Genomic DNA, 21,487 nt, shown 5'->3' on the forward strand with positions numbered 1-21,487 from the left:
TTGGGGCCGCGCAGCGAGGCTGAGTCAATCCGGGTTGTCTGTGGGCTGGCTGGCCGCCAGCAATATCTCGAAACGGCAGCCGCGGCCGGGCTGGCTGCGCACCTCCAGCCGCCCGCCCATGGCCTGCACCAGGTCGCGCGTCAGCGTCAGGCCCAGGCCCGTGCCGGGGATGGCGCCGCCGTCACGGCCGAGGCGGTTGTAGGGTTCGTAGAGGTGGGCGAGCTGGTCTTCGCTGAGGCCGCAGCCGCGGTCCTGCACGGCCAGCACGACCTCGGGGCCGCGGGCTTCGATCTCGACCGCGATGCAGATGCCGTCGCCGGCGTACTTGATGGCGTTGGACAGCAGGTTGTCCAGGCATTGGCGCAGGCGGCGGGCGTCGGCGCGCACGCGCACGGGCGGTGCCGGTGGCGGCGCGCTCAGCAGCATGCCGACGGCGGCGGCCTGGGCGGCGGCCGGTTCGCAGGCCTGCCCGGCCAGGGTGTGCAGCTCGACATCCTGCAATTCGACATGGAACTGCCCCGACTCCATGCGCGCGACGTCGCTGACGTCGCCGAGCAGCCCCGACAGCTGGCCGACGGCGTCGAGGATGTGGGCGAGCTTGTCGGCCTGGCTGGCGCTCAGGCGTTCGGCCTGCATCAGCTGGGCGAAACCCTTGATGACGTTGACCGGGTTGCCGATCTCATGGGCGATGTAGGAGAGCATGGACGCGGTGGCGCGGCGCGTGGCGGCGGCCTCGGTCTGGCGGCGCGCCAGGGCCTGCTCGCGGTCGCGCTCGCGGGTGTCGCGCAGCACGTGCACGGTCAGCGCGTCGGCGCCTTCGCCTTCGGTCGAGGTGCTGACCTCGACTGGTACGCGCTGGCCGCTGGCGCGCTGCACGCAGTGGCGGCCCAGAGCGTCGATGATGAGCAGCTCATCCAGGCGCAGGCTGAGCGGCTGTGCTCTCACGTTGAGCAGGGCGCAGGCGGCGGCATTGGCCATGACGACGCCACCGGCCGCGTCGACGACGAGGATGGCGTCCTTGCAGGCCTGGACGATGGCGGCGACCCGACCGTCGCTGATCTGGCGGTGGTCGTGGTCGACCTGGCGGCGCTCCAGCGAGCGCTTGCGCTCAACCAGGCGGCGCACGCGGGCGCAAAGCACCGGTGCGCTGAAGGGCTTGCGCACGAAGTCGTCGCCGCCCAGAGCCAGCGCGCGGGCCTCGTGGCCGAGGGTGTGGGACTGGGTCAGGAACATGATGGGCACCTGACCCAGCGCGGCGTCGGCGCGCAGCCGCTTGCACAGGTGAAAGCCGTCGCTGTCGGGCAGGTCGATGTCCAGCAGGATGAGGTCGGGCTTGAGCTCGCCGACCAGGCTGAGGGCCTGGGCGCTGTTCAGCGCGAAATGGCATTCGCCGACGTCGGCCAGCAGGCTGCGCACGAGCTGGATGCTGGTGGCGTCGTCGTCGACGATGAGGATGCGCGTGCGGCTCTGGGCGGTGGCCTCGGGCTTGTCTGTGCGCTCGGCGGCGGCGCGCAGCTGGGTGCGCAGGCGCGCCAGCACCTGCACGTCGTCGAAGGGCTTGCGCAGGAAGTCGTTGGCGCCGAGGCTGAGGGCACGAGCCTCGATGCCGGGATCGACATGCGAGGTCGCGAAGATGATGGGCAGCTCGGCCAGGCCGCGCGTGGCGCGCAGGCGGCGGCAGACCTCAAAGCCGTCCATGCCAGGCAGCTCGACATCGAGCAGGACCAGGTCGGGGCGATGCAGCTCGGCCAGGCGCAGCGCATCCTCGCCATTGGTGGCGAAGCTGATCTGCGCGAAGCCCTTGAGCAGCTGGCCCAGGTACTCGATGGCGGCCACGTCGTCGTCGACGACGAGCAGATGGATGAGGCAGGCGCGCTCGGACGGTGTGCGGGCCACGGCCGCGGCCGCGGGCCGGGTCACGCGGGGCTGGGCGGGCGGGGGGGCGGGCCTGGGGCTCGTCGCGAGGGCGTTCATCATGTTCTCTCCCTGAGAAGCAATCGAATCAGCGGCCGCCGTGCTCGGCAAGCGCATCGGCCAGGCGGCCGGCGAGCTCGAGGATGTCCAGCGGCTTGGTCCAGTAGTCGTCGAAGCCGGCCTGCATGGCCCGCTCGATCTGGCCCGGCGTCGCGTCAGCGGACAGCGCGATGCACAGCGTGCCGGCCAGGGCGGCGTCTGCGCGCAGCTCCCGGACGACGTCCAGGCCCGACAGGCCAGGCAGGTTGATGTCGGTCAACACGACCTCGGGCTTCTGGGTCTTGGCCAAGGCCAGACCGGCGCGGCCGTCGCCAGCGTGCAGCACGCGCCAGTCGGGGCGGTCGCGCAGGGCTTCCTGCACGAGCAGGGTGTTGAGCGGCTCGTCTTCGATGTAGAGCAGGGTGAAGGCATCCTCGGCCCCGGAGCCCGCATCGAAGCGGCTGGGGCGGCCGGGCTCGGCGCGGTCGACGTCGAGCAGGCCGTCGACCAGCTGGTGCAGGCGCTTGGCGGAGTCCAGCACCCATTCGATGCGCTCCTGCTGGCGCGGCGTCAGGGGCTCTTCATGGTTGAGCAGCAGCAACTGGCTGAAGCCGATGACGGCATTCAGCGGCGTGCGCAGCTCATGGCTGGCGCGCGACAGGAAAGCGCTCTTGGCGGCGCTGGCCTGTTCGGCGGCGAGCTTGTCGCGGCGCAGGTTCTCGATCTCGATGTGCTCGTCGACGTCGGCGATGAAGCCATGCCAGAGCACGCTGCCGTCGGCCTGCAGCGAGGGGCTGGCGCGGCCGGAGCGCCAGGCCGGCCGCTCGGCGCCGGGCAGGCAGACGCGGAACAGCCGCTGCCAGGCCTGCTGGCCGGCCTTGGCCTCGCGCATGCCTAGCAACAGCCCGGGCAGGTCCTCAGGGTGCACGCGCTCGGCGAAGACGCGCAGGCCCTCAGGCTGCAGCGGCGCCATGGGGCCGAAGATGTGCTCGGCCTGGCCGCTGATGAAGCCGAGTTCGCCACCGCCGCCGGGCGCGCTGCGGTACTGGAACAGCATGCCGGGCGTCTCGCTGCTGAGGCGGCCGAGCAGCTCGGCCTGGGCCTGCAGATGGGTGCGGCTGGCGAGCAGGTCGACATGCTCGCGGCGGTGGGCGAACCAGGCGCCGACCGCGTTGGCAATGTCGGCCAGCAGCGTGGCCTGCACGGCGTCCAGGCGGCGCGGCACGGTGTCGCCCACGCACAGGGCCCCCAGCGTCAGGTTGCCCAGGCGGATGGGCAGGCCGGCGTAGGCGCGCAGGCGGGTTGCACCGATCACCCAGGGGCTGGTGGCGAAGCGGGGATCGGTCGTGGCGTCGGGCACCTCGAACAGCGTCTCGCCGAGGATGGTGTGGGCGCAGAAGGAGGCCTCGCGCTCGCAGTCGACCACCTCGGTGCCGTAGCGGGCCTTGAACCACATGCGGCGCTCGCCGACGAGGCTGATCAGCGCGATGGGATAACCGAGCAGATGAGCGGCGCAGCGCACCAGGCCGTCGAGCACGGCGTCGGGCTCGGGCTGGGTGGGCGGCTGGCTCAGGCCCAGCTCGGCCAGGCACTGCAGGCGCTCGGCCTCGTCGGCGGGGAGTTCATGCGCCCGCATGGAGGGCCTCTGAGCTTTGGGGGACGGGCATCTGGGACTTTCGCCGACCGAGGGCCGGTGACTGTCAATCTAGGCGCCCCCACCCGGCGGCGCTGCCGGGAGTTCTTGATGCCGGTTGCCGGGGCGCTCAGGTCCGCGCCGCTCAGGCGTCGTTGCTGATCAGACCGTGACGTATTGCCAGCTTGACCAGGGCCGTCACATCGGACGCGCCGAGCTTGGCCATCAGCCGGCTGCGGTAGCTGTCCACCGTCTTGGGCGACAAATGCAGGGCGGTGCCGATCTCGCTGCTGGAATGGCCATCGACGACCATGGTGACGACCTGGCGTTCGCGCACCGACAGCGCGGCGAAGGGGTCGTCGCCCGTGCCTTCAGCCAGCGCCCGCGCGGCGAGTTCGCCCACGCCCTGGCCGAGATGGCGGCGGCCGCTGCGCAGCGCCTCGATGGCCTGCAGCAGTTCCTCCGATGGCGAGCCCTTCAGCACATAGCCGCAGGCACCCAGCTTGAGGGCCATGCCGACGTGGCGGGGCTGGGCCGACATGGTCAGCACCAGGGGCCGCACGGACAGGTGGCGGCGCTGCAGCTCGGCCAGCAGCTCCATGCCGGAGCGCGGACCCAGCGACAGGTCGACCAGGACGATGTCCGGCGTCAGCTGCTGCAACTCGGCCAGGGCGGCGGTGATGTCGCCGCTGTCGCCGACGACATCGTGGCCAGCCTCGGTCAGCAGCGCGCGCAAGCCCTGGCGCACCATGGCGTGGTCATCGACGAGGTAGATGCGGGCGGCTTGCGTCATTCCGGGGTTTGCCATCGCAGGGTCAATTGCGTGCCGCCGCCCTCGCGCGGGCCCAGCTCCAGCGTTGCGCCGATGGCGCGGGCGCGCTCGCGCATGCCGATGAGGCCGAGGTGGCCGGGGCGACGCTCGAAGTCGGCGTCCAGGCCGCTGCCGTCATCGGCCACGCCGAGTTCGATCTCTTGCGCACAGCCGTAGAAGCTGAGCCTGACCTCGGTGGGCCGGGCGTGGCGCAGCGCGTTCTCCAGGCCTTCGCGGGCGATCATGAACAGAGCGTACTCGACCTCCCCCGGCCAGCGCTGCGTCAACAGCTCGTCCTCCGCGTCCAGCACCAGGCGCACGCCGGGGTGCAGGGCGCGGCGCTGAGCGACCTCGTTGTCCAGCGCCGCGGCCAGGCCTTCGTCCTCCAGCAGCGGCGGGCGCAGGTCGACGAGCACCTGGCGCACCTCACGCAAGGCCTGGTCGATGAGGCCGCGGGCCTGCTGACGGGCGTCCGCAGCGCCCAGGTCCAGCATCAGGCGCAGGGCGGTCAGCGTCTGGCCGAGCTGGTCGTGCAGGGCCTGGGCCAGGCGCTGGGTGGTGCGGCGCTCCTGGTCCATCAACTGCTCGGCCAGGGCCGACAGCGCGGCCTCGGCGTCGATCTGCACCGAGATGTCGACGACGACGCACAGCAGCAGCGCCCGGCCGGCCAGCTCGATGGGCTCGGCCACCAGCTTGGCGTGCAGGCGGCAACCCGAGTCGGGACACAGTTCGCGGTCGTCGATCTCGGTGCGGCCTTCCCTGCCAGGCAGTGGCGCCAGGCCCAGGGCCTCGGCGGTCTGGCCGACGACCGACAGCGTCGGCCAGCCGAGCAGGCGGCCGAGCTCGTCGTTGGACTCGATGACGGTCTCGCTGGCGACGTCGAACAGCGCGATACCAACCGGCACCGTGTGGAAGAAGGCGCGGAACTTGGCCTGGCTGTCGGTCAGCGCCTGTTCGGTGAATTTGGCGATGGTGATGTCGGACAGCGTGGCCAGCACGCGGGCTGGCTGGCCGCGTGCGTCGCGCTCGGTCCAGCCGCGGCAACGCAGCCAGCGTGTCGCGGCACCGGCCAGGCGCAGGTCGATGTCCAGCGGCGCGCCGTGCTGCAGATGGGACTGCAGGGCGGCCCGCCATTGGCCCTGGTCGTCGGCGTGCAACTGCTCGGCGAGGCGGCCGGGGCGATCCAGCAGGGTCAGGGCACGGGGCGACAGGTATTCGCTGTCGGCAGCGATGTCCCATTCCCACAGGCCATCGGCGGCGCCCTTCATGGCCCGGGCATAACGCGCCTGTTCGGCGTCGGTGCTGCCGAGGTCGCGGGCCATGCACAGCCAGCCCGTGCCGTCCGGCAAGGGGGCGATGCTGGCCTCGAAGCGGGCCAGGCGGCCACTTTGGGTGCGCAGCGCATAGCGCAGGCGCTGGGAGCTGGGCGCGCAGGCTGCCGCGAACTGCTGCGCCAGGGCGGGCGGGCCGATGCTTTGCAGCGATCGACCCTGCAGCGTTGCCCAGGGTGCGTGCAGATCGGGGTGATCCGGGTGGTTGCAGGCCGCGAAACGCAGGTCGGGCCCGATCAGGAAGCACAGGTCCGGCAGGGCGGCTGCGATGGCCGGCGCAGCCTGCGTCCAAGGCTCGCGGTCCGGCGTTTCAGGCATCGCTACAGCGTACCGTAGCTGTGCAGGCCTGAGAGGAACATGTTGACGCCCAGGAAGGCGAAGGTCGTGACCAGCAGGCCCACCAGCGCCCACCAGGCCGAGGCCATGCCGCGCAGGCCCTTCATCAGGCGCATGTGCAGCCAGGCGGCGTAGTTGAGCCAGACGATCAGGGCCCAGGTTTCCTTGGGGTCCCAGCTCCAGTAGCCGCCCCAGGCCTCGGCGGCCCAGAAGGCGCCGAGGATGGTGGCGATCGTGAAGAAGGCAAAGCCCAGAGCGATGGCTTTGTACATGAGGTCGTCGAGCTGGGGCAGGTCGGGCAGGCGCGCCGTCAGGTGGCCGCGCAGCGCGACGGCAATGCCCAGGAAGGCGGCGACACCGGCGATCTTGTAGGCCCAGCCCTGCAGGCCGGCGACGGTGGCGGCCTCCAGCGTGGCACCGAAGCGCACCGCCAGGATCAGGCCGACGATGCCCAGCGGCATGGCAACGAGGCCGATGACGAGGGCGCGTGTCGTCGCCGTCTTCAGCAGAAAAGCCAGGGCCACCATGGCCGCCAGCGCGAAGCTGCCATAACCGACGAAGTTGGCGGGCACGTGGATCTTCATCCACCAGCTCTGCAGCGCCGGCACCAGGGGCTGGATCTCCTGGGCCTCGCGGGCCAGCGTGTACCAGAGCAGGAAGCTGACCGCGCCGCTGACGACCAGCATCACGTAGGCGCCCAACGAACGCGTCGCGAAGCGGGCCTCGTAGTAGAGGTAGAAGGTTGTCGTCAGCCAGCAGAACAGCACGAAGACTTCGTAGAGGTTGCTGACGGGGATGTGGCCGATGTCGGCGCCGATCTGGTGGCTCTCGTACCAGCGCACCAGCGTGCCGACCAGGGCCATGAAGACGCCGCCCCAGGCCAGCTTGGAGCCGACCACCTCGGCCACGCTGTTGCGGCCGGCGCCGGTGAAGAAGCCGCCCCAGTAGAAGAGCATGCTCATGTAGAACAGCAGGCTCATCCACAGGATGGCGCTCTGGCTGGACAGCATGTACTTCAGCCAGAACACCTTCTCGCCGGCGGCCAGGTCGGCGCCGAAGCCGTCGGTGTGCTGGGCATACAAGCCGATGGCGATGAGGGTGGCCGCACCGACGGCGACGCTCAGCCAACGCAGCGGCTTCCAGAACCAACCCAGCGCGATCAGCGCCGGCATGGCGCACAGCAGGATGCCCTGCTCGTAGACGTCCATCGACGCGTGGTAGCGGCTGAAGGCATAGCCGCCACCGAGCAGCACGAGGGCGGCGAACAGCCAGTCGAGGGTGTCACGGCGCTGCAGCGCGTGGCGGCGCGGCAGGTCAAAGGTGGTGGTGTTCATGAGGGCTCCTTCAGCACGGCGGCTTTGAGCTGGGCGAACATAACGGCGTTGTCGGGCGACTCACGGGTGCTGGACATGGCCATGCGCACCTGCGAGCCGCCCGGGTCGGCGCTGGGCACGAGCCAGACCCACAGCCTACGCTCCTTGATGTAGAGCATGGAGAAAACGCCGACGATGAGCAGGAGGGCGCCCAGATAGACCAGCTTCTGCCCAGGCGCGCGGGTGACCTGGAAGACGCTGGCCTGGACCTGCTCGAAGTTCTCCAGCTGCAGCAGCGTGGGCGACGGGTAGTAGAGGCTGTCGGACAGGGACAGCACGGCCTGGGTCATGAAGCCCTGGGCGGCGGCATCGGTGCCGGCGGGCTTGAGGCCAGCGCGCTCGCGGGCAATCTGGTGCAGCTCGAACAGGCTGCCGTTCAGGATGCGCAGCAGCACCTCGGAGACGCGCTGGCGGTCGGCCTCGGGCACGTCACGCTCGATGAACTGCGACAGCGCCGGCAGGCCGCCCTTGACGTCGTCGCCGGGCTTGGCGGCGGCGCCGGAGAACAGCGTCAGCGCACGCTGGGCCGTCAGCTGCAGCTGCGGCGTCAGCTGGGGCTGGTTGGGCGGCGTGGCGGCGGCGGCATAGCGGCGCGCAGCGACGTCACGCTGGGCGGTATCGGCCAGGGCCTGGCGAAGGCGCAGCCAGCCGCTCAACTCGCCGTTCTCGTCGGCCGGCATGCGCAGATAGCGGAAGGTCTCGGCCGGGGTGTCGCGCACGCCGGCGAGGAAGAGCTTCTGCCCGTCCAGCTCGACCGGCAGCATGTAGTTGTTGTACTCGCGGGCCTGGCCGGCGGCGTCGCGCAGCTTGTAGCTGAAGCTCGGGCCGACGTTGTGCAGAACTTTGCTGCCGTCCGACTTGGCGCCGCTGCCGAGATGCTTGCCAAGCGCCGCGCCGAGGTCGACCTTGCGCACGTCGGCGCCGCTGGCATTGGCGCCGCTGCTACCGTCATTGGCGAGGTTCTCGACATTGATGACGCGCAGGCCGTCGAGCTCCAGCGTCTGCTCGCCAAAGGCCATCTTCGTGCCGACGCGGCCGGCAAGCTTCAAGGGCGTGCCGGTGCTGGTCAGCGGCATGGCCTTGAGCTCGAGCTTGCTGCCGCCGTCCTCGAAGCTGCTCTGGTAGATGGCCAGGCCCTTGTGGATGACGGGTTCGTTGACCTTGACCGTGGCCTCGCGCCGTGTCGTGCCGTCATGGATGACGATGTCGCTGGCAAAGCTCTTGGGCATGCCCGTCGGGTAGTAGTCGACCTTGAATGCCTTCAGCTCGATATCGAAGGGCAGGTCCTGCAGCACGACGCCGCTGGGCAGGCTCAGCACGGCGATGCCCTGGCGCTGCTTCTCGGTGACCGACACATTGCCGCGAAAGCTCGGATTGCCGGTGGAGAGCCGGTGTTCGGGCCGGATGTCCGACACGAAGCCTGAGCCGGTGTAGAGCTGCTTGCCCTGGGCCCACATGGCCAGCTTGACCATGGCGTTGCCGTCCAGCACGCCGCCAATGAGGATCAGCACGATGGCGGAGTGGGCGCAGAGGTAGCCGATCTTGTTGGCCGCGCCGCGGCGGGCCGCGATCATGATGCCGTTGTCGCGCCGCTGCACGCGGGCCTTCCAGCCGTGGGCCGCCAGCGTATTGCCGATCTCGGCGAGGGCCATCGAGGGGTTGCTGGGCAGCTCTCCGATGGCCTTGTGGTGGTGGGCCTGCAGGGACTGCTCGCGCACGCCCTCCTTGTAGCTCTTCAGGTCGACCAGGATCTTGGGCGCGTTGCGGGCGATGCACAGGCTGGTCGAGAGCACCAGGAAGGTCAGGATGACCAGAAACCAGGGCGCGCTGTAGACCGTGTAAAGCCCCAATTTGCCGAATACCTCAGCCCAGAAGGGGCCGAACTGGTTGACGTAGTTGCCCATGGACTCGCTCTGGCGCAGCACGGTGCCGATGACCGAGGCGATGCAGATCACGCTGAGCAGCGTGATGGCGAAGCGCATGGACGCGAGCACGTCCAGCAGTTCGCGGGCGGGTGAGGAGCGAGGGACAGGGACGGCGGACATCAGCGATCAACAAAAAAGGCCGGTGGGGTTCACCGGCCTTTGTTCCTCAAGGCAAGCGCCGCGTTCAGCGCAGGCCAGCGATGTAGTCGGACACGGCCTTGATTTCCTTGTCATTCATCTTGGCGGCGACGGTGACCATGACGGGATTGTTGGCGCGTGCACCGCTGCGGAAGGCCACCATCTGCGCTTCGACATAGTCGCCATGCTGGCCGCCCAGGCGCGGGTACTGGACCGGCAGGCCGGAGCCGTTGGCACCGTGGCAGCCGGCACAGGCCGGCACATTGCGCTCGGCAATGCCGCCGCGGTAGATCTTCTCGCCCAGGGCGACCGTGTCCTTGTTCTTGGCGAAACCTGGCTTGGCGGTCTTGGCGGCGTAGAAGGCGGCCACGTTGCGGATGTCGTCCTCCGACAGCGGGGCTGCCATGCCTTGCATGACGGGGTTCTTGCGCTTGCCGCTCTTGAACTCGGCCAGCTGCTTGGCCAGGTATTCGGCGTGCTGACCCTGCAGGATGGGATTGGCCGGGCTGCCACGCGAGCCGTCCGCCGTGTGGCAGGCTGCGCAGACCTGGGAAGAAATGGCACCGCCCTTGGCCGAATCGGGCTTGGCAGCAACAGCAGCGGGCTCGTTCGCGTGAGCCGTGGCGGCCAGCAGCAGACTCGACAGGAGGAGGGCGACAGTCTTCATGGATTTATACGGTCTCAAAGGGCGTAACCCGAGAATTTTACAATGCTGAACCACAGCGTCCGAGCTAGACATGACCGACAAGATTCCTGAGGCCCTGCCGGCCGAGCCCCTCACCGAGAAGCTCGCCCTGGCCTGGACGCATACCACGCGCTTCCTGACCACCGCCAGCCAGCTGGTGCATCTGCCCGCCACCGAACTGCCCGAGATCGCCTTCGTCGGCCGCTCCAACGCCGGCAAGTCCACCGCCATCAACACGCTGGCCCAGCAAAAACGCCTGGCCTTTGCTTCCAAGACGCCGGGCCGCACCCAGCACATCAACCTCTTCGAACTCGGCCCCAAGGACGCGGCCGACGCCCTGTTCGCCGACTTGCCGGGCTATGGCTACGCGGCCGTGAACAAATCGGCCAAACTGCGCTGGCAAAAGGTCATGGCCGACTACCTGGAAGTGCGCCGCAGCCTGTCGGGCGTCGTGCTGATGGTCGACTCCCGCCTGGGCCTGACCGACCTGGACAAGCAGCTGCTGGAGTTCGTCGCCGCGCGTGTGGCCACCGGTGAGATCAAGTTGCTGGTGCTGCTCACCAAGTCCGACAAGCTCAATCGCAAGGAAGCAGACGCGGCCTTGCGCGCGACGACGGAGTTCCTCGCTGCGATGACCACCGAGAACTCCGACGTGGCGGTGACGCTGTTCTCGGCGCTGAAGAAGAGCGGCGTCGGCGACGTGGCGCTGGCGCTGCGCGAATGGGTGCTGGCGCATCGGCTGCCCGACGACATGCCGGCGGTCGAGCCGATTCACTCGGCGGGCTGAAGCTCAGCCGCCGTCCAGGTCGCTCATCAGCGTGTCCACGGCGCGTTGGACGACGTTATCGTCTTCCAGTGCCGTGATGAGGCCGTTGGACAGCAGCGCCTCCAGCGCGCGGCGGGTCAGCGGCAGGCGTTCGTCGGAGTCGCGGCCGACGAACAGCAGGAACTGCCGGCCCTCGCTGATCCAGGCGATCTGGGTGGTATGCCAGTCGCCCTGGATGAAGAGATGGAACCAGCGGCCGATCTGCAGGCCATCGATCCAGCGTTGCAGCGCCGCGCGCGCATCCGGCGAATCGTGCTGGTTGTAGAGCTGCACCGGCACAGTCGGCAATTCGCCGCGGTCGACGTCGACGCTCAGCCAGTGCGAAGGCACCTGGGAATCGCGCTCCTCCATCAGGCGCTGGACGATCTCGTCGGCCGAGGCGGGCGCGGCACTGCTCGCCGTGGGCGAGGCGGGCGGCGGGGCGGCGGGGCGGCGCTCGGCGGGGTCCAGCGCCGGCAGGCCGCGCAGCAGGCGGGCATGCTGGGCCATCAGTTCGGACAGGGCCGGCTCGCGCTTGGCTTCGGAGAGCTGGATGCTTTCGCAGCCGGTCAGCAGGCGCTCGATGAGGACGGGCAGGCGCATGCGCAGGGCCTCGCGGTCGGCGAGGTCGCGCGGCGTGATGAGGCTGTCGAGCACGGCGTCGACCATCTCCATCGCCGCGTGGGCTTCGTGCGAGTCGCGGCCGTGGCGCACCATGGCCGCGACGATGACGTCCACCCAGGCCGTCTGCAGGAAGCGGTGCATGCGCGGGCCCAAAGGGGCGCCGGTGATCTGGTGGTCGATCTGATCGCGGATCAGCTCGCGCCAGTCGCTGCGCAGCTGTTCCCGCTCCAGGGCCGCCAGCGCGACGGCATTGCGTTCGCTGCTCTGGCGGGCCTGCTGGTCGATGTGGGCGTCGACGCGAGCCAGCACCTGCTGGAAGAGCAGGGCGTTGGGCGTGGGCGCGTCGACGAGGAGCTGGGCCTCGGCTTCCATGAAGCGCAGGAAATCCACAAGGCGGGCGTCATCGGCGCGCTCGAAGGCCATGCCGTGGGCGGCGACGCGGTTCAGCAATGCCCAGGTGGGATGGTCCTGGCGGCGCAGCAGCATGCTGTCGCTGCGTGCCAGGCGCACGACGGCGATCTGCAGTCGCGCCAGCAGCGCCTTCAGCGGCGGCAGCAGGCGCGGGTCGGCCAGGATCTGGTCATAGAGCCGGCTCAGCATGTCCGGCCCCGTCGAGCGCACGAAGGGCGCCGGGGCCAGCGGACCGCGCTGGGTGACGGGGCTGTGGGGCGCCAGGCCCTGCGGCCGGGAGTTGACCGCGTCGACGCGGCGCGACAGGCCGTCCAGCGTGCCATGAGCGGCTGGCCGCGTACTGACGCCGCGGGCCGCGGCCAGGCGCTGGTGGGCCAGCGGGTCGGTCTGGGCATGGCCGTGGGAGGCCACCATGTCGCTGATGTCGGCGGCGCGCAGCGTGGCGCAGGCCTGGGTGTAGAGGCGGTTCAGGGCGCGGGCCAGCGGTGTCGCGGCCACACGCATCAGCTCGTACTGGGTCTGGGCGCCGAGCGGGCTGGACGCCAGCGCATGGTGAAGTGCGTGAGCGTAGAGGGCCGGGCGCAGCGGGTTGTCGCGCTCGCGGGCCCGTGCGATGCCGCGCAGCGCCGCGAAGAAGTTGCCGATCTGGTGCAGCTCGGCCCGGCTCATGTCCTCGGCTGCATGGGCGACATGGGCGATGGCCACGTCCTGCAGCGCCTGGTGTTCGTCGACGAGGCTGAGGCTTTCCAGGCCGCCGAGCTGGGCGGGCGAGCGGTGCAGGGGATCGTCGCCGCGACGGCCGGCCTGCAGCAGCTCGATGAGCTTGCCCTCGAAGTCGGCCGCGAAATGCGCGCGCACCTTGCGCCAGGCCTCGCGCAGTGGATAGTGCTGGGGCTGCGCTTCGAGCTCATCCTGCACGCTGTTGAGCAGGTCGCGGGCCATCGGGCCGGCTTCGGTCAGCGCGTGGTCAAGCAGGTCGTGAGGGTTCGGGCTGAAGGGCATGGACGCTATCGAGGGGCGTGATGAGATTATCCGGCGCCAGGCTGGTGCACCCCGATGTGTTGCCCCCTCTTACCGACCCCTCAACCACATGGCAAACGCCGCACTTCAGAACCTTTTCACGCTTTTCCAGGCTGGGCGCCATGCCGAGATGGCCGCGCAGGCCCGCGCATTGCTCGCCGAGCATCCCCAGGACGGCACGTTGTGGAAGGCCCTGTCCGTGGCCCTGCAGATGCTGGGCGAGGACGCGCTGCCGGCCTTGGAGCGCGCCCTGGCCCTGTTGCCGGACGATGCCGAACTGACGGCCAATCTCGGCGCCCTGCTGGCCTCGCGGCAGCGTTGGCCCGAGGCGCGGGCCGCCTATGAGCGAGCGCTGGCGCTGCAGCCGCGCCTGCCGGGCGCCCACAACAACCTCGGCAACGCGCTGCTGGCCCTGGGTGAGCCGGCCCAGGCCCTCGCCGCCTTTGAGGCCGCCCTCGCGCTGCAACCCGGCCTGGTCGCCGCCCTGGGCAACCGCGGGCGGGCGCTGCTGGCACTGGGGCGCCACGCGGATGCGGCGCAGGCTTTCGAGCAGGCGATCGCAGCACGCCCGGCGGACGCGGGTCTGCGCGGGCATGCCGCAACGGCCTGGGCCGCAGCCGGGCGCCCTCGTGAAGCGGTGGCCAGGCTGCGCGAGGCCGTGGCCCTGGCGCCGGCGGATGTCGCCCACCGCTTCGCGCTGGGCAATCTGCTGCAGGCGGTCGGCGACGCGGCGGGTGCCGTTGACGCCTGGGGGGCCGTGCTGGCGCTGGATGCCAGCCATGCCGAAGCCGCCTGCAATCTGAGCCTGCTGCGGCCGCAGCGCGGCGAGGCGGTGTTGACGGCGGCCCTGGCCACGGGCCTGGCCGGCGAGCGCCGGGCGGCGGCGTTGGCCAACCTGGGTGGGCTGCGGCTGCGCGAGGGACGGTATGCACAGGCTGTGGCCGCCTACCGTCAAGCGCTGGACGACGCGCCGACGTCGCCCCAGGCTTTGAGCAACCTCGCCCAGGCTTTGAGGCAGCAGGGCCGTCTGGACGAGGCCGACGTGGTGCTGAGCCGCCTCATTGCCCTCGATCCGGCACTGCTGACCGCACGCAGCGACCGTTTGCTGCTGCGCGCATATCGCCAGCAGGGTGCCCAGCTGCGGAGCGAGGCGCAGGCATTCGGTCAGGCTGTGGCGGCGCCTGCCGTTGCGCGGCCCGCGCGCGCGGCTGGGCCTTTGCGCGTCGGCTTGGTGTCGGCCGACCTGCGCGGCCATCCGGTCGGGCGGCTGGCCGAGGCCTGGCTGCCGGCGCTGGCGCGGCGTTGCGAGCTTTTCGTCTACGCCAACCATGGTGCCGACGATGAACTGACCCTGCGGTTGCGAGCCGCCGCGCCGCGTTGGCTGCACGTGGCCGGCTGGGATGACGCGACGCTGGCGCAACGCATCGCGGCCGATGGCATCGATGTGCTGATCGACCTGAACGGCCACACGGGCGGTCATCGCCTGGGCGTGTTCGCGCGCCGGCCGGCGCCGCGACAGTTGAGCTGGCTGGGCTATGCGGGCAGCACCGGGCTGGCCGAGATGGATGGCTTCATCGGCGACCGTTGGCTGTTGCCTGAGGGCGCCGAAGCCGGTTTTGTGGAGCCTTTGCTGCGGCTGCCCGACAGCTTCACGGTCTATGCGCCGCCCGCCGAGGCGCCTGCCGTGGCCATGCGGGGAGGACCGATGTGCTTCGGCTGTTTCAATGCCCTGCACAAGCTCGGCGACGAAGTGCTGGCGCTGTGGGCGCGCGTGCTGGAGGCGGTGCCCGACAGCCGGCTGCTGCTGAAGGCGCCCGGTCTGCAGCACGAGGCGGAGCGCACGGCCCTGCTCGGCCGCTGGCCGGGCGATGCGGCCCGGCTGGACCTGCAAGGGCCGGGGCCATTGGCCGACTATCTCGCCGACTTCGGGCGCATCGACATCGCCCTGGACCCCTTCCCGCACAGCGGCGGCATGACGACGCTGGACGGGCTCTGGATGGGCGTGCCGGTGCTGACGCTGCCGGGGCCGGCGCCGATCTCGCGTCAGGGCCTGAGCTTCATGCAGACGCTGGGGCTGGCGCCGGACTGGGTGGCGTCGGACGCGGAGGACTATGTGCGCCTGGCGGTACGCTGGGCCGCAGATCGCGCGGGCCTGGCGGCGCTGCGCGCCGGGCTGCGTGAGCGCATGGCAGTCAGCCCCCTGGGTGACGCCGAGCGCTTCGCAGCGGGCTGGGTGGCGCAGGTGCAGGCATGATGCGCGCCGTCGCAATCCACCTCTCGCCCATGAAATGCCTCCTCGGTTTCAGCCTGGCCTGTGCGGCCACCCTCGTGCATGCCGATGACGCCGCGACCAAGCCCTCCGAACTGCCGCTGTGGGAGCTCGGTGCGGCCGCCGGCGCGCTGTCGCAGCAGGCCTATCCGGGAGCAGACCAGCAGGTCACGCGCACGCCGGTGCTGCCCTACGTCATCTACCGCGGCAAGGTGCTGCGGGCCGATGACGCGGGCGCGGGGTTGCGGGCGGTGCGCACCGAGAGCTTCGAGCTGGATGTGTCCTTCGCGGGCTCGCTGAGTGCTGGCGGTAAGGAGCTGCGGGCGCGCGAGGGCATGCCGCGGCTGCGTTCGCTGGTGGAGTTCGGGCCCGTCGGTCGCTGGTATCTGAACGGCCGCAAAGCCGCTGACAGCCTGACTTTCGAGCTGCCGCTGCGCGGCGTGTTCGAGGCGAGCGACCTGCGCCGGCATCGCGGCATGAGCCTGGAGCCGGAGCTGGCTCTGGAGCACCGCGCCAGGGCGGGCTGGAGTTATGGCGTCAGTGCGGGAGTGCTGTTCGGCGACCGTCGCCTCGGGGCGACCTATTACACCGTCGCGCCGAACGAGGCGCTGGCGGATCGGCCGGCCTATGCGGCTCGCGCCGGCTTGATTGCCTGGCGGCTCAAGGGCGGGGTGTCGCACCAGCTGACACCGGATGTGCGTCTGTTTGCCATCGGACGTGTCGACAGCGTGGCTGGGGCCGCCAATCGCGACAGTCGGCTTGTGCGTCAGACCACGGGCGCGAGCATCGGCATCGGGCTGACCTATACGTTCGCGCGCTCAGCCGCCCGCGCCAGCGACTGAGAACCTCAGGCACAAAAGAAAAGGGGCTGCTCGCGCAGCCCCTTCCTGAATGCTTGATCAGTTGGGGACAGAGCTGTCGGGCGAGTACGCCCGCCAGGTCTGTCCCGCAATGTCTTACATATCCATACCGCCCATGCCACCCATGCCGCCCATGCCACCAGGCATGCCGCCACCGGCTGCTTCGTCCTTGGGGGACTCGGCGACCATGGCTTCGGTCGTCAGCATCAGCGACGCGACGGATGCGGCGTTCTGCAGGGCAGTGCGGGTCACCTTGGTCGGGTCCAGGATGCCCATTTCGATCATGTCGCCATAGGTGTCGTTGGCGGCGTTGAAGCCGTAGTTGCCCGAACCGGCCAGCACGGCGTTGACGACGACGGAGGCTTCGCCACCGGCGTTGTAGACGATCTCGCGCAGCGGTGCTTCGATGGCGCGCAGGACCAGCTTGATGCCGGCGTCTTGATCAGCGTTGTCGCCCTTGATGGCGCCAGCGGCTTGCTTGGCGCGCAGCAGCGCGACGCCGCCACCAGCCACGATGCCTTCTTCAACGGCTGCGCGCGTGGCGTGCAGCGCGTCTTCGACGCGGGCCTTCTTTTCCTTCATCTCGACTTCGGTGGCAGCACCGACCTTGATGACGGCAACACCGCCGGCCAGCTTGGCCACGCGCTCTTGCAGCTTTTCGCGGTCGTAGTCGCTGGTGGCTTCCTCGATCTGGATGCGCACTTGCTTGACGCGGGCTTCGATGTCGCCCGCAGCGCCGGCGCCGTCGATGATGGTGGTGTTTTCCTTGCCCACTTCGACGCGCTTGGCCTGGCCCAGGTCGGCCAGCGTGACCTTCTCGAGCGTCAGGCCGACTTCTTCGGCGATGACCTTGCCGCCCGTCAGGATGGCGATGTCTTCCAGCATGGCCTTGCGACGGTCACCGAAGCCAGGCGCCTTGACGGCGACGACCTTCAGGATGCCGCGGATGGTGTTGACCACCAGCGTGGCCAGGGCTTCGCCGTCCACGTCTTCCGAGATGATCAGCAGCGGGCGGCCCGACTTGGCAACCTGCTCCAGCGTCGGCAGCAGATCGCGGATGTTGCTGATCTTCTTGTCGTACAGCAGCACGAACGGGTTGTCCAACAGCGCGGCTTGCTTTTCCGGGTTGTTGATGAAGTAGGGCGACAGGTAGCCGCGGTCGAACTGCATGCCTTCGACGACGTCGAGTTCGCTGTCCAGGCTCTTGCCGTCTTCGACGGTGATGACGCCTTCCTTGCCAACCTTGTCCATCGCCTCGGCAATGATGCGGCCCACTTCATGGTCGCTGTTGGCGGAGATCGTGCCGACTTGCGCGATTTCCTTGGAGGTGGTGGTGGCCTTGGAGGCCTTCTTCAGCTCGGCGACCAGGGCGGTGACCGCCTTGTCGATGCCGCGCTTCAGGTCCATCGGGTTCATGCCGGCGGCCACGTACTTCATGCCTTCGCGGACGATGGCCTGGGCCAGCACGGTGGCGGTGGTGGTGCCGTCGCCGGCGTTGTCAGACGTCTTGGAAGCGACTTCCTTGACCATCTGCGCGCCCATGTTCTGCAGCTTGTCCTTCAGCTCGATTTCCTTGGCCACGGACACGCCGTCCTTGGTCACGGTCGGGGCGCCGAACGAGCGCTCGAGCACGACATTGCGGCCCTTGGGGCCCAGGGTCACCTTGACCGCGTTGGCCAGGATGTTCACGCCTTCAACCATGCGGGCACGAGCCTCGCCGCCAAAGATCACGTCTTTTGCTGCCATTTGATTCTCCGAATACTTAAATTGGGGTCAGAGTCGAATTCTCTGAATCAGTTGGGGACAGAACTCGCGCTGCGCGCTTCGGTCTGTCCCGCAAGCCATTACTTTTGCACCACGGCGAAGAGGTCTTCCTCGCGCATGACCAGCAGCTCGTCACCGTCGACCTTGACGGTCTGGCCGGAATACTTGCCAAACAGCACGCGGTCGCCGACGACGACGTTCAGGGCCACGAACTCACCCTTGTCATTGCGCTTGCCCGGGCCGACGGCCAGGACTTCACCTTGATCAGGCTTCTCAGCGGCGTTGTCGGGGATGACGATGCCCGAGGCGGTCTTGGTTTCTTGCTCCAGACGGCGAACGATCACGCGATCGTGCAGGGGGCGCAGCTTCATGGAATCTCCTTGAGAGTTGGAACCGGAGCGGCCGCGGCAATCGCGGCTCGCCGAAAAAAACGGGGCCGCCAGCGGAAAACCGGTCGGCCCGACTCGTTAGCACTCGAATGAGTTGAGTGCTAGCAGAAAGCCATTATAGGGACGGCGCGTGGCGATTCAAGCCTTGGGGGAACAGCTTTCGTCGAGGCCGGCGATCAGCGGCGCGCGACTGCGCTGACGTCCGCTCTATTGCGGGCGCCCAATGAAAAACGACCGCCGTGGCGGTCGTTTCTTCAGCTTCGAGGCGCTCAGCGCGTGGCGCGGCGACGGCTCCAGCCCAGGCCGCCAAGGGCGCCCAGGACCAGGGCGATGCTGGCCGGCTCTGGCAGGCGGCCGGTGGGATCGGACGTCTTGAAGCTGATGTCGTCAAGCAGGACCGTCTGATCCGTTGCCGAGAAGACGACCGAGCGAGCGACGCCCTGGAAAGACAGCTCGAGCAGTGAGGACCAGTTGCAAAAGGTCAAGCCGCTGCTGCACGGAGAGCCGGAAAGGCCCGACAGGCCAAAGCCCAGGTCCTTGCCCTGAGCGTCGAACACGTGCAGTTCATTGCCGCCGATGTCGAAGACATGAACCGAAAGGTTGATCGCCGTGACGCTGCCTGAATAGACAAAGGACAGGGCTTCGAAGTGGTCGGACAGGCTCAGCGTCAAGCTCTTGCCGCTCGTCGAGGCCGGCTTGGTCCAGTCCTGGGCCAGCAAGAGTGCGCCGCAGCTGCCCGAGCGGAAGAAGCTGATGTCGCCAGATTCATTGTTGGGACCGAAACCGCAGGCTTCGGAGGTTGCGGTCCAGCCCGCGCCGCTGCCGGTAACGCCCTTGGCGGCGTAGCGGTTGGTCAGCAGTTCGGTGGCCTGCACATCCTCGAAGTCCAGGAAGACCGCACCGGCCATCGCCGATTGCATGGTGGCCGTCAAGGCGAGTGCCAGAAGTTTGCTCGTCGCGCGCATGGCGTTCTCCGTCCGGGTTTGTTCGAGTTGGGGTGGTTGCACGGACTGTAAACAAGCACCTGCGCGCCGGGCCGCGTTGTGCCCCTTCAGTTGAGGGGGAGTCAAGCACCTAGGGGCCGCGCTTAGGGGGGTGAAGAGGTACTGCGCGCGCATATATGAGTTGCCGAGATGACTCGCTAGATCGCGCGGCTGGCAGAAGGCCTTGGCTACACTGCCTCGGGTGGAAACCAAATGGCTTGAAGACTTCGTCAGCCTGGCCGAGACGCGCAGCTTTTCCCGCTCCGCCCAGCTGCGCCACGTGACCCAGCCGGCATTCTCGCGCCGCATTCAGGCCTTGGAGGCCTGGGCCGGCGTCGACCTGGTGGATCGATCCTCCTATCCGACCCGACTCACGGCCGCAGGCGCCACCTTGCTGGCCCAGGCCGTCGAGCTGCTGGGCAATCTGCAGGCGACGCGCAATATGCTGCGCAGCCATCAGGCGGCCGACCAGGACATGATCGAGTTCGCCGTGCCGCATTCGCTGGCCTTCTCCTTCTTCCCGCACTGGTTGATGGGCCTGCGCCGCGGCTTCGGCGCCATCAAGTGCCGGCTCAACGCGGCCAATGTGCATGACGCGATGCTGCAGCTCAGCGAGGGCAATTGCGATCTGCTGCTGGTCTATCACCACGCCAGCCAGCCGCTGCAGCTGGACCCGGAGCGCTACCAGATGGTGTCGCTGGGCCACGAGACCTTGTCGCCGTATGCCAGGGCCGACAGTCAGGGCGAGCCGATGTTCCGGCTGCCCGGACGGCCGGGCCAGAAGATTCCCTTCCTGAGCTACGCGGCCGGCGCCTATCTCGGCCGCCTGGTCGAGCTTATCGTCAAGGAGGCGGACTGCGCGCTGAACCTCGACGCCATCTACGAGACGGACATGGCCGAAGGCCTGAAGGCGATGGCGCTGGAAGGCCATGGTTTTGCCTTCCTGCCCGCCAGCTCGGTGCAAAAGGAGATCGCCAGTGGCCGCCTCGTGCCCGCCGCTGCGCCGGGCACCTTCAGCGTCAGCATGGAGCTGCGCATCTATCGCGAAAAGCCCGAGCTTTCGCGCCGGCTCAAACCAGCCTCCTTGGCTTTGTGGGACTATTTATCGTCCGCGGCATGACCTCATCCAGCTTGCGCATGCATCGTGTAAACCCGTATTCGGGCTGAGCGTGCGGCGTGGTCTGCTCGCGGCTGTTATCGATATCCACTTCCTGTTGTTGGAGTCTCCATGAAGAAAGTTCTGCTCGTCGCAGCCCTGTTCGCCGGCGTTTCGGCCGTGCATGCCGAAGACACGCTGAAGAAGATCAAGGACAGCGGCGCGATCACGATGGGTGTGCGCGAGTCGTCGGGCCTGTCCTACACCATCGGTGATGGCAAATACGTCGGCTACCACATCGATGTCTGCGAGCACGTCGTTGCCGACCTGCGCAAGCAGCTGGGCAGCAAGATCGAAGTCAAGTACCAACCGGTCACATCGGCCAACCGCATCCCGCTGACCGTCAACGGCACCGTCGACCTGGAGTGCGGCTCCACGACAAACAACGCCACCCGCCAGAAGGACGTCGCCTTCGCCGTGACAACCTATGTCGAGGAAGTGCGCATCGCCGTGAAGGCCAACTCCGGCATCACCGGCATCGGCCAGCTCAACGGCAAGACCGTCGCAACGACGACCGGCACCACGTCCGTGCAGACGCTGCGCAAGCACGAGCGCGCCAACGGCGTGGACTTCAAGGAAGTCTTCGGCAAGGACCACGCTGACAGCTTCCTGCTGCTGGACTCCGGCCGCGCCGACGCCTTCGTCATGGATGGCTCCATCCTGGCCAAGAACATCGCCACGTCCAAGAACCCGGCCGACTTCAAGATCGTCGGTGAGGTGCTGTCGGTCGAGCCGATCGCCATCATGATGCGCAAGGACGACCCGGGCTTCAAGACCGCGGTCGACAACAGCATCAAGGCCATGATGAAGTCGGGCGAGATGGCCAAGATCTACGACAAGTGGTTCCTGCAGCCCATCCCGCCGACCAACACGAAGATTGGCCTGCCGGTGTCCACTGCGACCAAGGACGCCTGGGCCAACCCCAACGACAAGCCGATGGAAGACTACGCGAAGAAGTGATTCGCGCATCGACCTGAACCACCGCAAAGCGGGTGCCTGGCACCCGCTTTGCTTTAGCTAA

The 21,487-nt window shown here is 68.6% G+C and carries 16 protein-coding genes; 5 read left to right on the forward strand and 11 right to left on the reverse strand.

Annotation, left to right across the window (positions count from 1 at the left end; all coding sequences use genetic code 11):
* Positions 1 to 24: 24 nt before the first annotated feature.
* The 7 genes from ACXJLH_RS05615 to ACXJLH_RS05645 form a co-directional block, all read right to left on the reverse strand.
* Complete coding sequence (locus tag ACXJLH_RS05615) at positions 25 to 1,974, reverse strand: response regulator (protein WP_457442850.1); 1,950 nt, start codon at positions 1,972 to 1,974, stop codon at positions 25 to 27.
* 28 nt (positions 1,975 to 2,002) lie between these two features.
* Entirely contained in the window at positions 2,003 to 3,589 is a 1,587-nt protein-coding gene (locus ACXJLH_RS05620; RefSeq protein ID WP_056202803.1) for a response regulator, read from the reverse strand.
* 142 nt (positions 3,590 to 3,731) lie between these two features.
* Positions 3,732 to 4,379, reverse strand: coding sequence for a response regulator (locus ACXJLH_RS05625; protein WP_457350275.1), 648 nt, complete (start codon positions 4,377 to 4,379; stop codon positions 3,732 to 3,734).
* Positions 4,376 to 6,046, reverse strand: coding sequence for a histidine kinase (locus ACXJLH_RS05630; RefSeq protein ID WP_457442852.1), 1,671 nt, complete (start codon positions 6,044 to 6,046; stop codon positions 4,376 to 4,378). The genes ACXJLH_RS05625 and ACXJLH_RS05630 overlap by 4 nt, the downstream gene beginning before the upstream one ends.
* 2 nt (positions 6,047 to 6,048) lie before the next feature.
* Complete coding sequence (ccsB, locus tag ACXJLH_RS05635; protein WP_457442854.1) at positions 6,049 to 7,398, reverse strand: c-type cytochrome biogenesis protein CcsB; 1,350 nt, start codon at positions 7,396 to 7,398, stop codon at positions 6,049 to 6,051.
* Positions 7,395 to 9,482: a cytochrome c biogenesis protein ResB gene (locus tag ACXJLH_RS05640; RefSeq protein ID WP_457442856.1), complete on the reverse strand. Its 2,088-nt coding sequence runs from the start codon at positions 9,480 to 9,482 to the stop codon at positions 7,395 to 7,397. The genes ccsB and ACXJLH_RS05640 overlap by 4 nt, the downstream gene beginning before the upstream one ends.
* A 64-nt stretch (positions 9,483 to 9,546) precedes the next feature.
* Positions 9,547 to 10,167: a c-type cytochrome gene (locus ACXJLH_RS05645; RefSeq protein WP_457350267.1), complete on the reverse strand. Its 621-nt coding sequence runs from the start codon at positions 10,165 to 10,167 to the stop codon at positions 9,547 to 9,549.
* A 70-nt stretch (positions 10,168 to 10,237) separates the two neighbouring features.
* Here ACXJLH_RS05645 and yihA point away from each other — a divergent pair, with 70 nt between their 5' ends.
* Positions 10,238 to 10,972 (forward strand): ribosome biogenesis GTP-binding protein YihA/YsxC, encoded by a 735-nt coding sequence (gene yihA, locus ACXJLH_RS05650; RefSeq protein ID WP_056202819.1) that lies wholly within the window; start codon positions 10,238 to 10,240, stop codon positions 10,970 to 10,972.
* Positions 10,973 to 10,975: 3 nt separating this feature from the next.
* Here the strand turns inward: yihA and ACXJLH_RS05655 are convergent, their stop codons facing one another.
* Entirely contained in the window at positions 10,976 to 13,027 is a 2,052-nt protein-coding gene (locus tag ACXJLH_RS05655; protein ID WP_056202822.1) for a DUF1631 family protein, read from the reverse strand.
* Between the two features lie 88 nt (positions 13,028 to 13,115).
* Here ACXJLH_RS05655 and ACXJLH_RS05660 point away from each other — a divergent pair, with 88 nt between their 5' ends.
* Positions 13,116 to 15,299, forward strand: a complete 2,184-nt coding sequence (locus ACXJLH_RS05660) for a tetratricopeptide repeat protein (RefSeq protein ID WP_457442858.1) — start codon at positions 13,116 to 13,118, stop codon at positions 15,297 to 15,299.
* 29 nt (positions 15,300 to 15,328) lie between these two features.
* The gene (locus ACXJLH_RS05665; RefSeq protein ID WP_457442860.1) at positions 15,329 to 16,156 is read left to right on the forward strand and encodes a MipA/OmpV family protein; all 828 of its coding nucleotides are present in this window, start codon (positions 15,329 to 15,331) and stop codon (positions 16,154 to 16,156) included.
* Between the two features lie 114 nt (positions 16,157 to 16,270).
* On the opposite strand, the gene groL is transcribed toward ACXJLH_RS05665, so the two are convergent.
* The 3 genes from groL to ACXJLH_RS05680 form a co-directional block, all read right to left on the reverse strand.
* Positions 16,271 to 17,920: a chaperonin GroEL gene (gene groL / locus ACXJLH_RS05670; protein WP_457323938.1), complete on the reverse strand. Its 1,650-nt coding sequence runs from the start codon at positions 17,918 to 17,920 to the stop codon at positions 16,271 to 16,273.
* Between the two features lie 98 nt (positions 17,921 to 18,018).
* Positions 18,019 to 18,309 (reverse strand): co-chaperone GroES, encoded by a 291-nt coding sequence (locus tag ACXJLH_RS05675; protein WP_056202831.1) that lies wholly within the window; start codon positions 18,307 to 18,309, stop codon positions 18,019 to 18,021.
* Between the two features lie 287 nt (positions 18,310 to 18,596).
* Positions 18,597 to 19,292 (reverse strand): PEP-CTERM sorting domain-containing protein, encoded by a 696-nt coding sequence (locus ACXJLH_RS05680; RefSeq protein WP_457442862.1) that lies wholly within the window; start codon positions 19,290 to 19,292, stop codon positions 18,597 to 18,599.
* Positions 19,293 to 19,512: 220 nt separating this feature from the next.
* Here ACXJLH_RS05680 and ACXJLH_RS05685 point away from each other — a divergent pair, with 220 nt between their 5' ends.
* Together ACXJLH_RS05685 and ACXJLH_RS05690 are read left to right on the forward strand one after the other, a co-directional pair.
* Positions 19,513 to 20,430, forward strand: coding sequence for a LysR substrate-binding domain-containing protein (locus ACXJLH_RS05685; RefSeq protein ID WP_056202837.1), 918 nt, complete (start codon positions 19,513 to 19,515; stop codon positions 20,428 to 20,430).
* 108 nt (positions 20,431 to 20,538) lie between these two features.
* The gene (locus tag ACXJLH_RS05690) at positions 20,539 to 21,426 is read left to right on the forward strand and encodes an amino acid ABC transporter substrate-binding protein (protein WP_457350260.1); all 888 of its coding nucleotides are present in this window, start codon (positions 20,539 to 20,541) and stop codon (positions 21,424 to 21,426) included.
* The last annotated feature ends 61 nt before the right edge of the window (positions 21,427 to 21,487 follow it).

The sequence above is a fragment of the Roseateles sp. P5_E4 genome, from assembly GCF_054049255.1.

What these genes read in the sequence shown, in the direction of transcription:
- ACXJLH_RS05660 (WP_457442858.1), top strand. Translation starts at nt 13,116, where the DNA reads ATGGCAAACGCCGCACTTCAGAACCTTTTCACGCTTTTCCAGGCTGGG.
- ACXJLH_RS05615 (WP_457442850.1), bottom strand. Translation starts at nt 1,974, where the DNA reads ATGAACGCCCTCGCGACGAGCCCCAGGCCCGCCCCCCCGCCCGCCCAG.
- yihA (WP_056202819.1), top strand. Translation starts at nt 10,238, where the DNA reads ATGACCGACAAGATTCCTGAGGCCCTGCCGGCCGAGCCCCTCACCGAG.
- ACXJLH_RS05655 (WP_056202822.1), bottom strand. Translation starts at nt 13,027, where the DNA reads ATGCCCTTCAGCCCGAACCCTCACGACCTGCTTGACCACGCGCTGACC.
- ACXJLH_RS05690 (WP_457350260.1), top strand. Translation starts at nt 20,539, where the DNA reads ATGAAGAAAGTTCTGCTCGTCGCAGCCCTGTTCGCCGGCGTTTCGGCC.
- ACXJLH_RS05680 (WP_457442862.1), bottom strand. Translation starts at nt 19,292, where the DNA reads ATGCGCGCGACGAGCAAACTTCTGGCACTCGCCTTGACGGCCACCATG.
- ACXJLH_RS05620 (WP_056202803.1), bottom strand. Translation starts at nt 3,589, where the DNA reads ATGCGGGCGCATGAACTCCCCGCCGACGAGGCCGAGCGCCTGCAGTGC.
- ACXJLH_RS05665 (WP_457442860.1), top strand. Translation starts at nt 15,329, where the DNA reads ATGAAATGCCTCCTCGGTTTCAGCCTGGCCTGTGCGGCCACCCTCGTG.
- ACXJLH_RS05625 (WP_457350275.1), bottom strand. Translation starts at nt 4,379, where the DNA reads ATGACGCAAGCCGCCCGCATCTACCTCGTCGATGACCACGCCATGGTG.
- ACXJLH_RS05640 (WP_457442856.1), bottom strand. Translation starts at nt 9,482, where the DNA reads ATGTCCGCCGTCCCTGTCCCTCGCTCCTCACCCGCCCGCGAACTGCTG.
- ccsB (WP_457442854.1), bottom strand. Translation starts at nt 7,398, where the DNA reads ATGAACACCACCACCTTTGACCTGCCGCGCCGCCACGCGCTGCAGCGC.
- ACXJLH_RS05630 (WP_457442852.1), bottom strand. Translation starts at nt 6,046, where the DNA reads ATGCCTGAAACGCCGGACCGCGAGCCTTGGACGCAGGCTGCGCCGGCC.
- groL (WP_457323938.1), bottom strand. Translation starts at nt 17,920, where the DNA reads ATGGCAGCAAAAGACGTGATCTTTGGCGGCGAGGCTCGTGCCCGCATG.
- ACXJLH_RS05645 (WP_457350267.1), bottom strand. Translation starts at nt 10,167, where the DNA reads ATGAAGACTGTCGCCCTCCTCCTGTCGAGTCTGCTGCTGGCCGCCACG.
- ACXJLH_RS05675 (WP_056202831.1), bottom strand. Translation starts at nt 18,309, where the DNA reads ATGAAGCTGCGCCCCCTGCACGATCGCGTGATCGTTCGCCGTCTGGAG.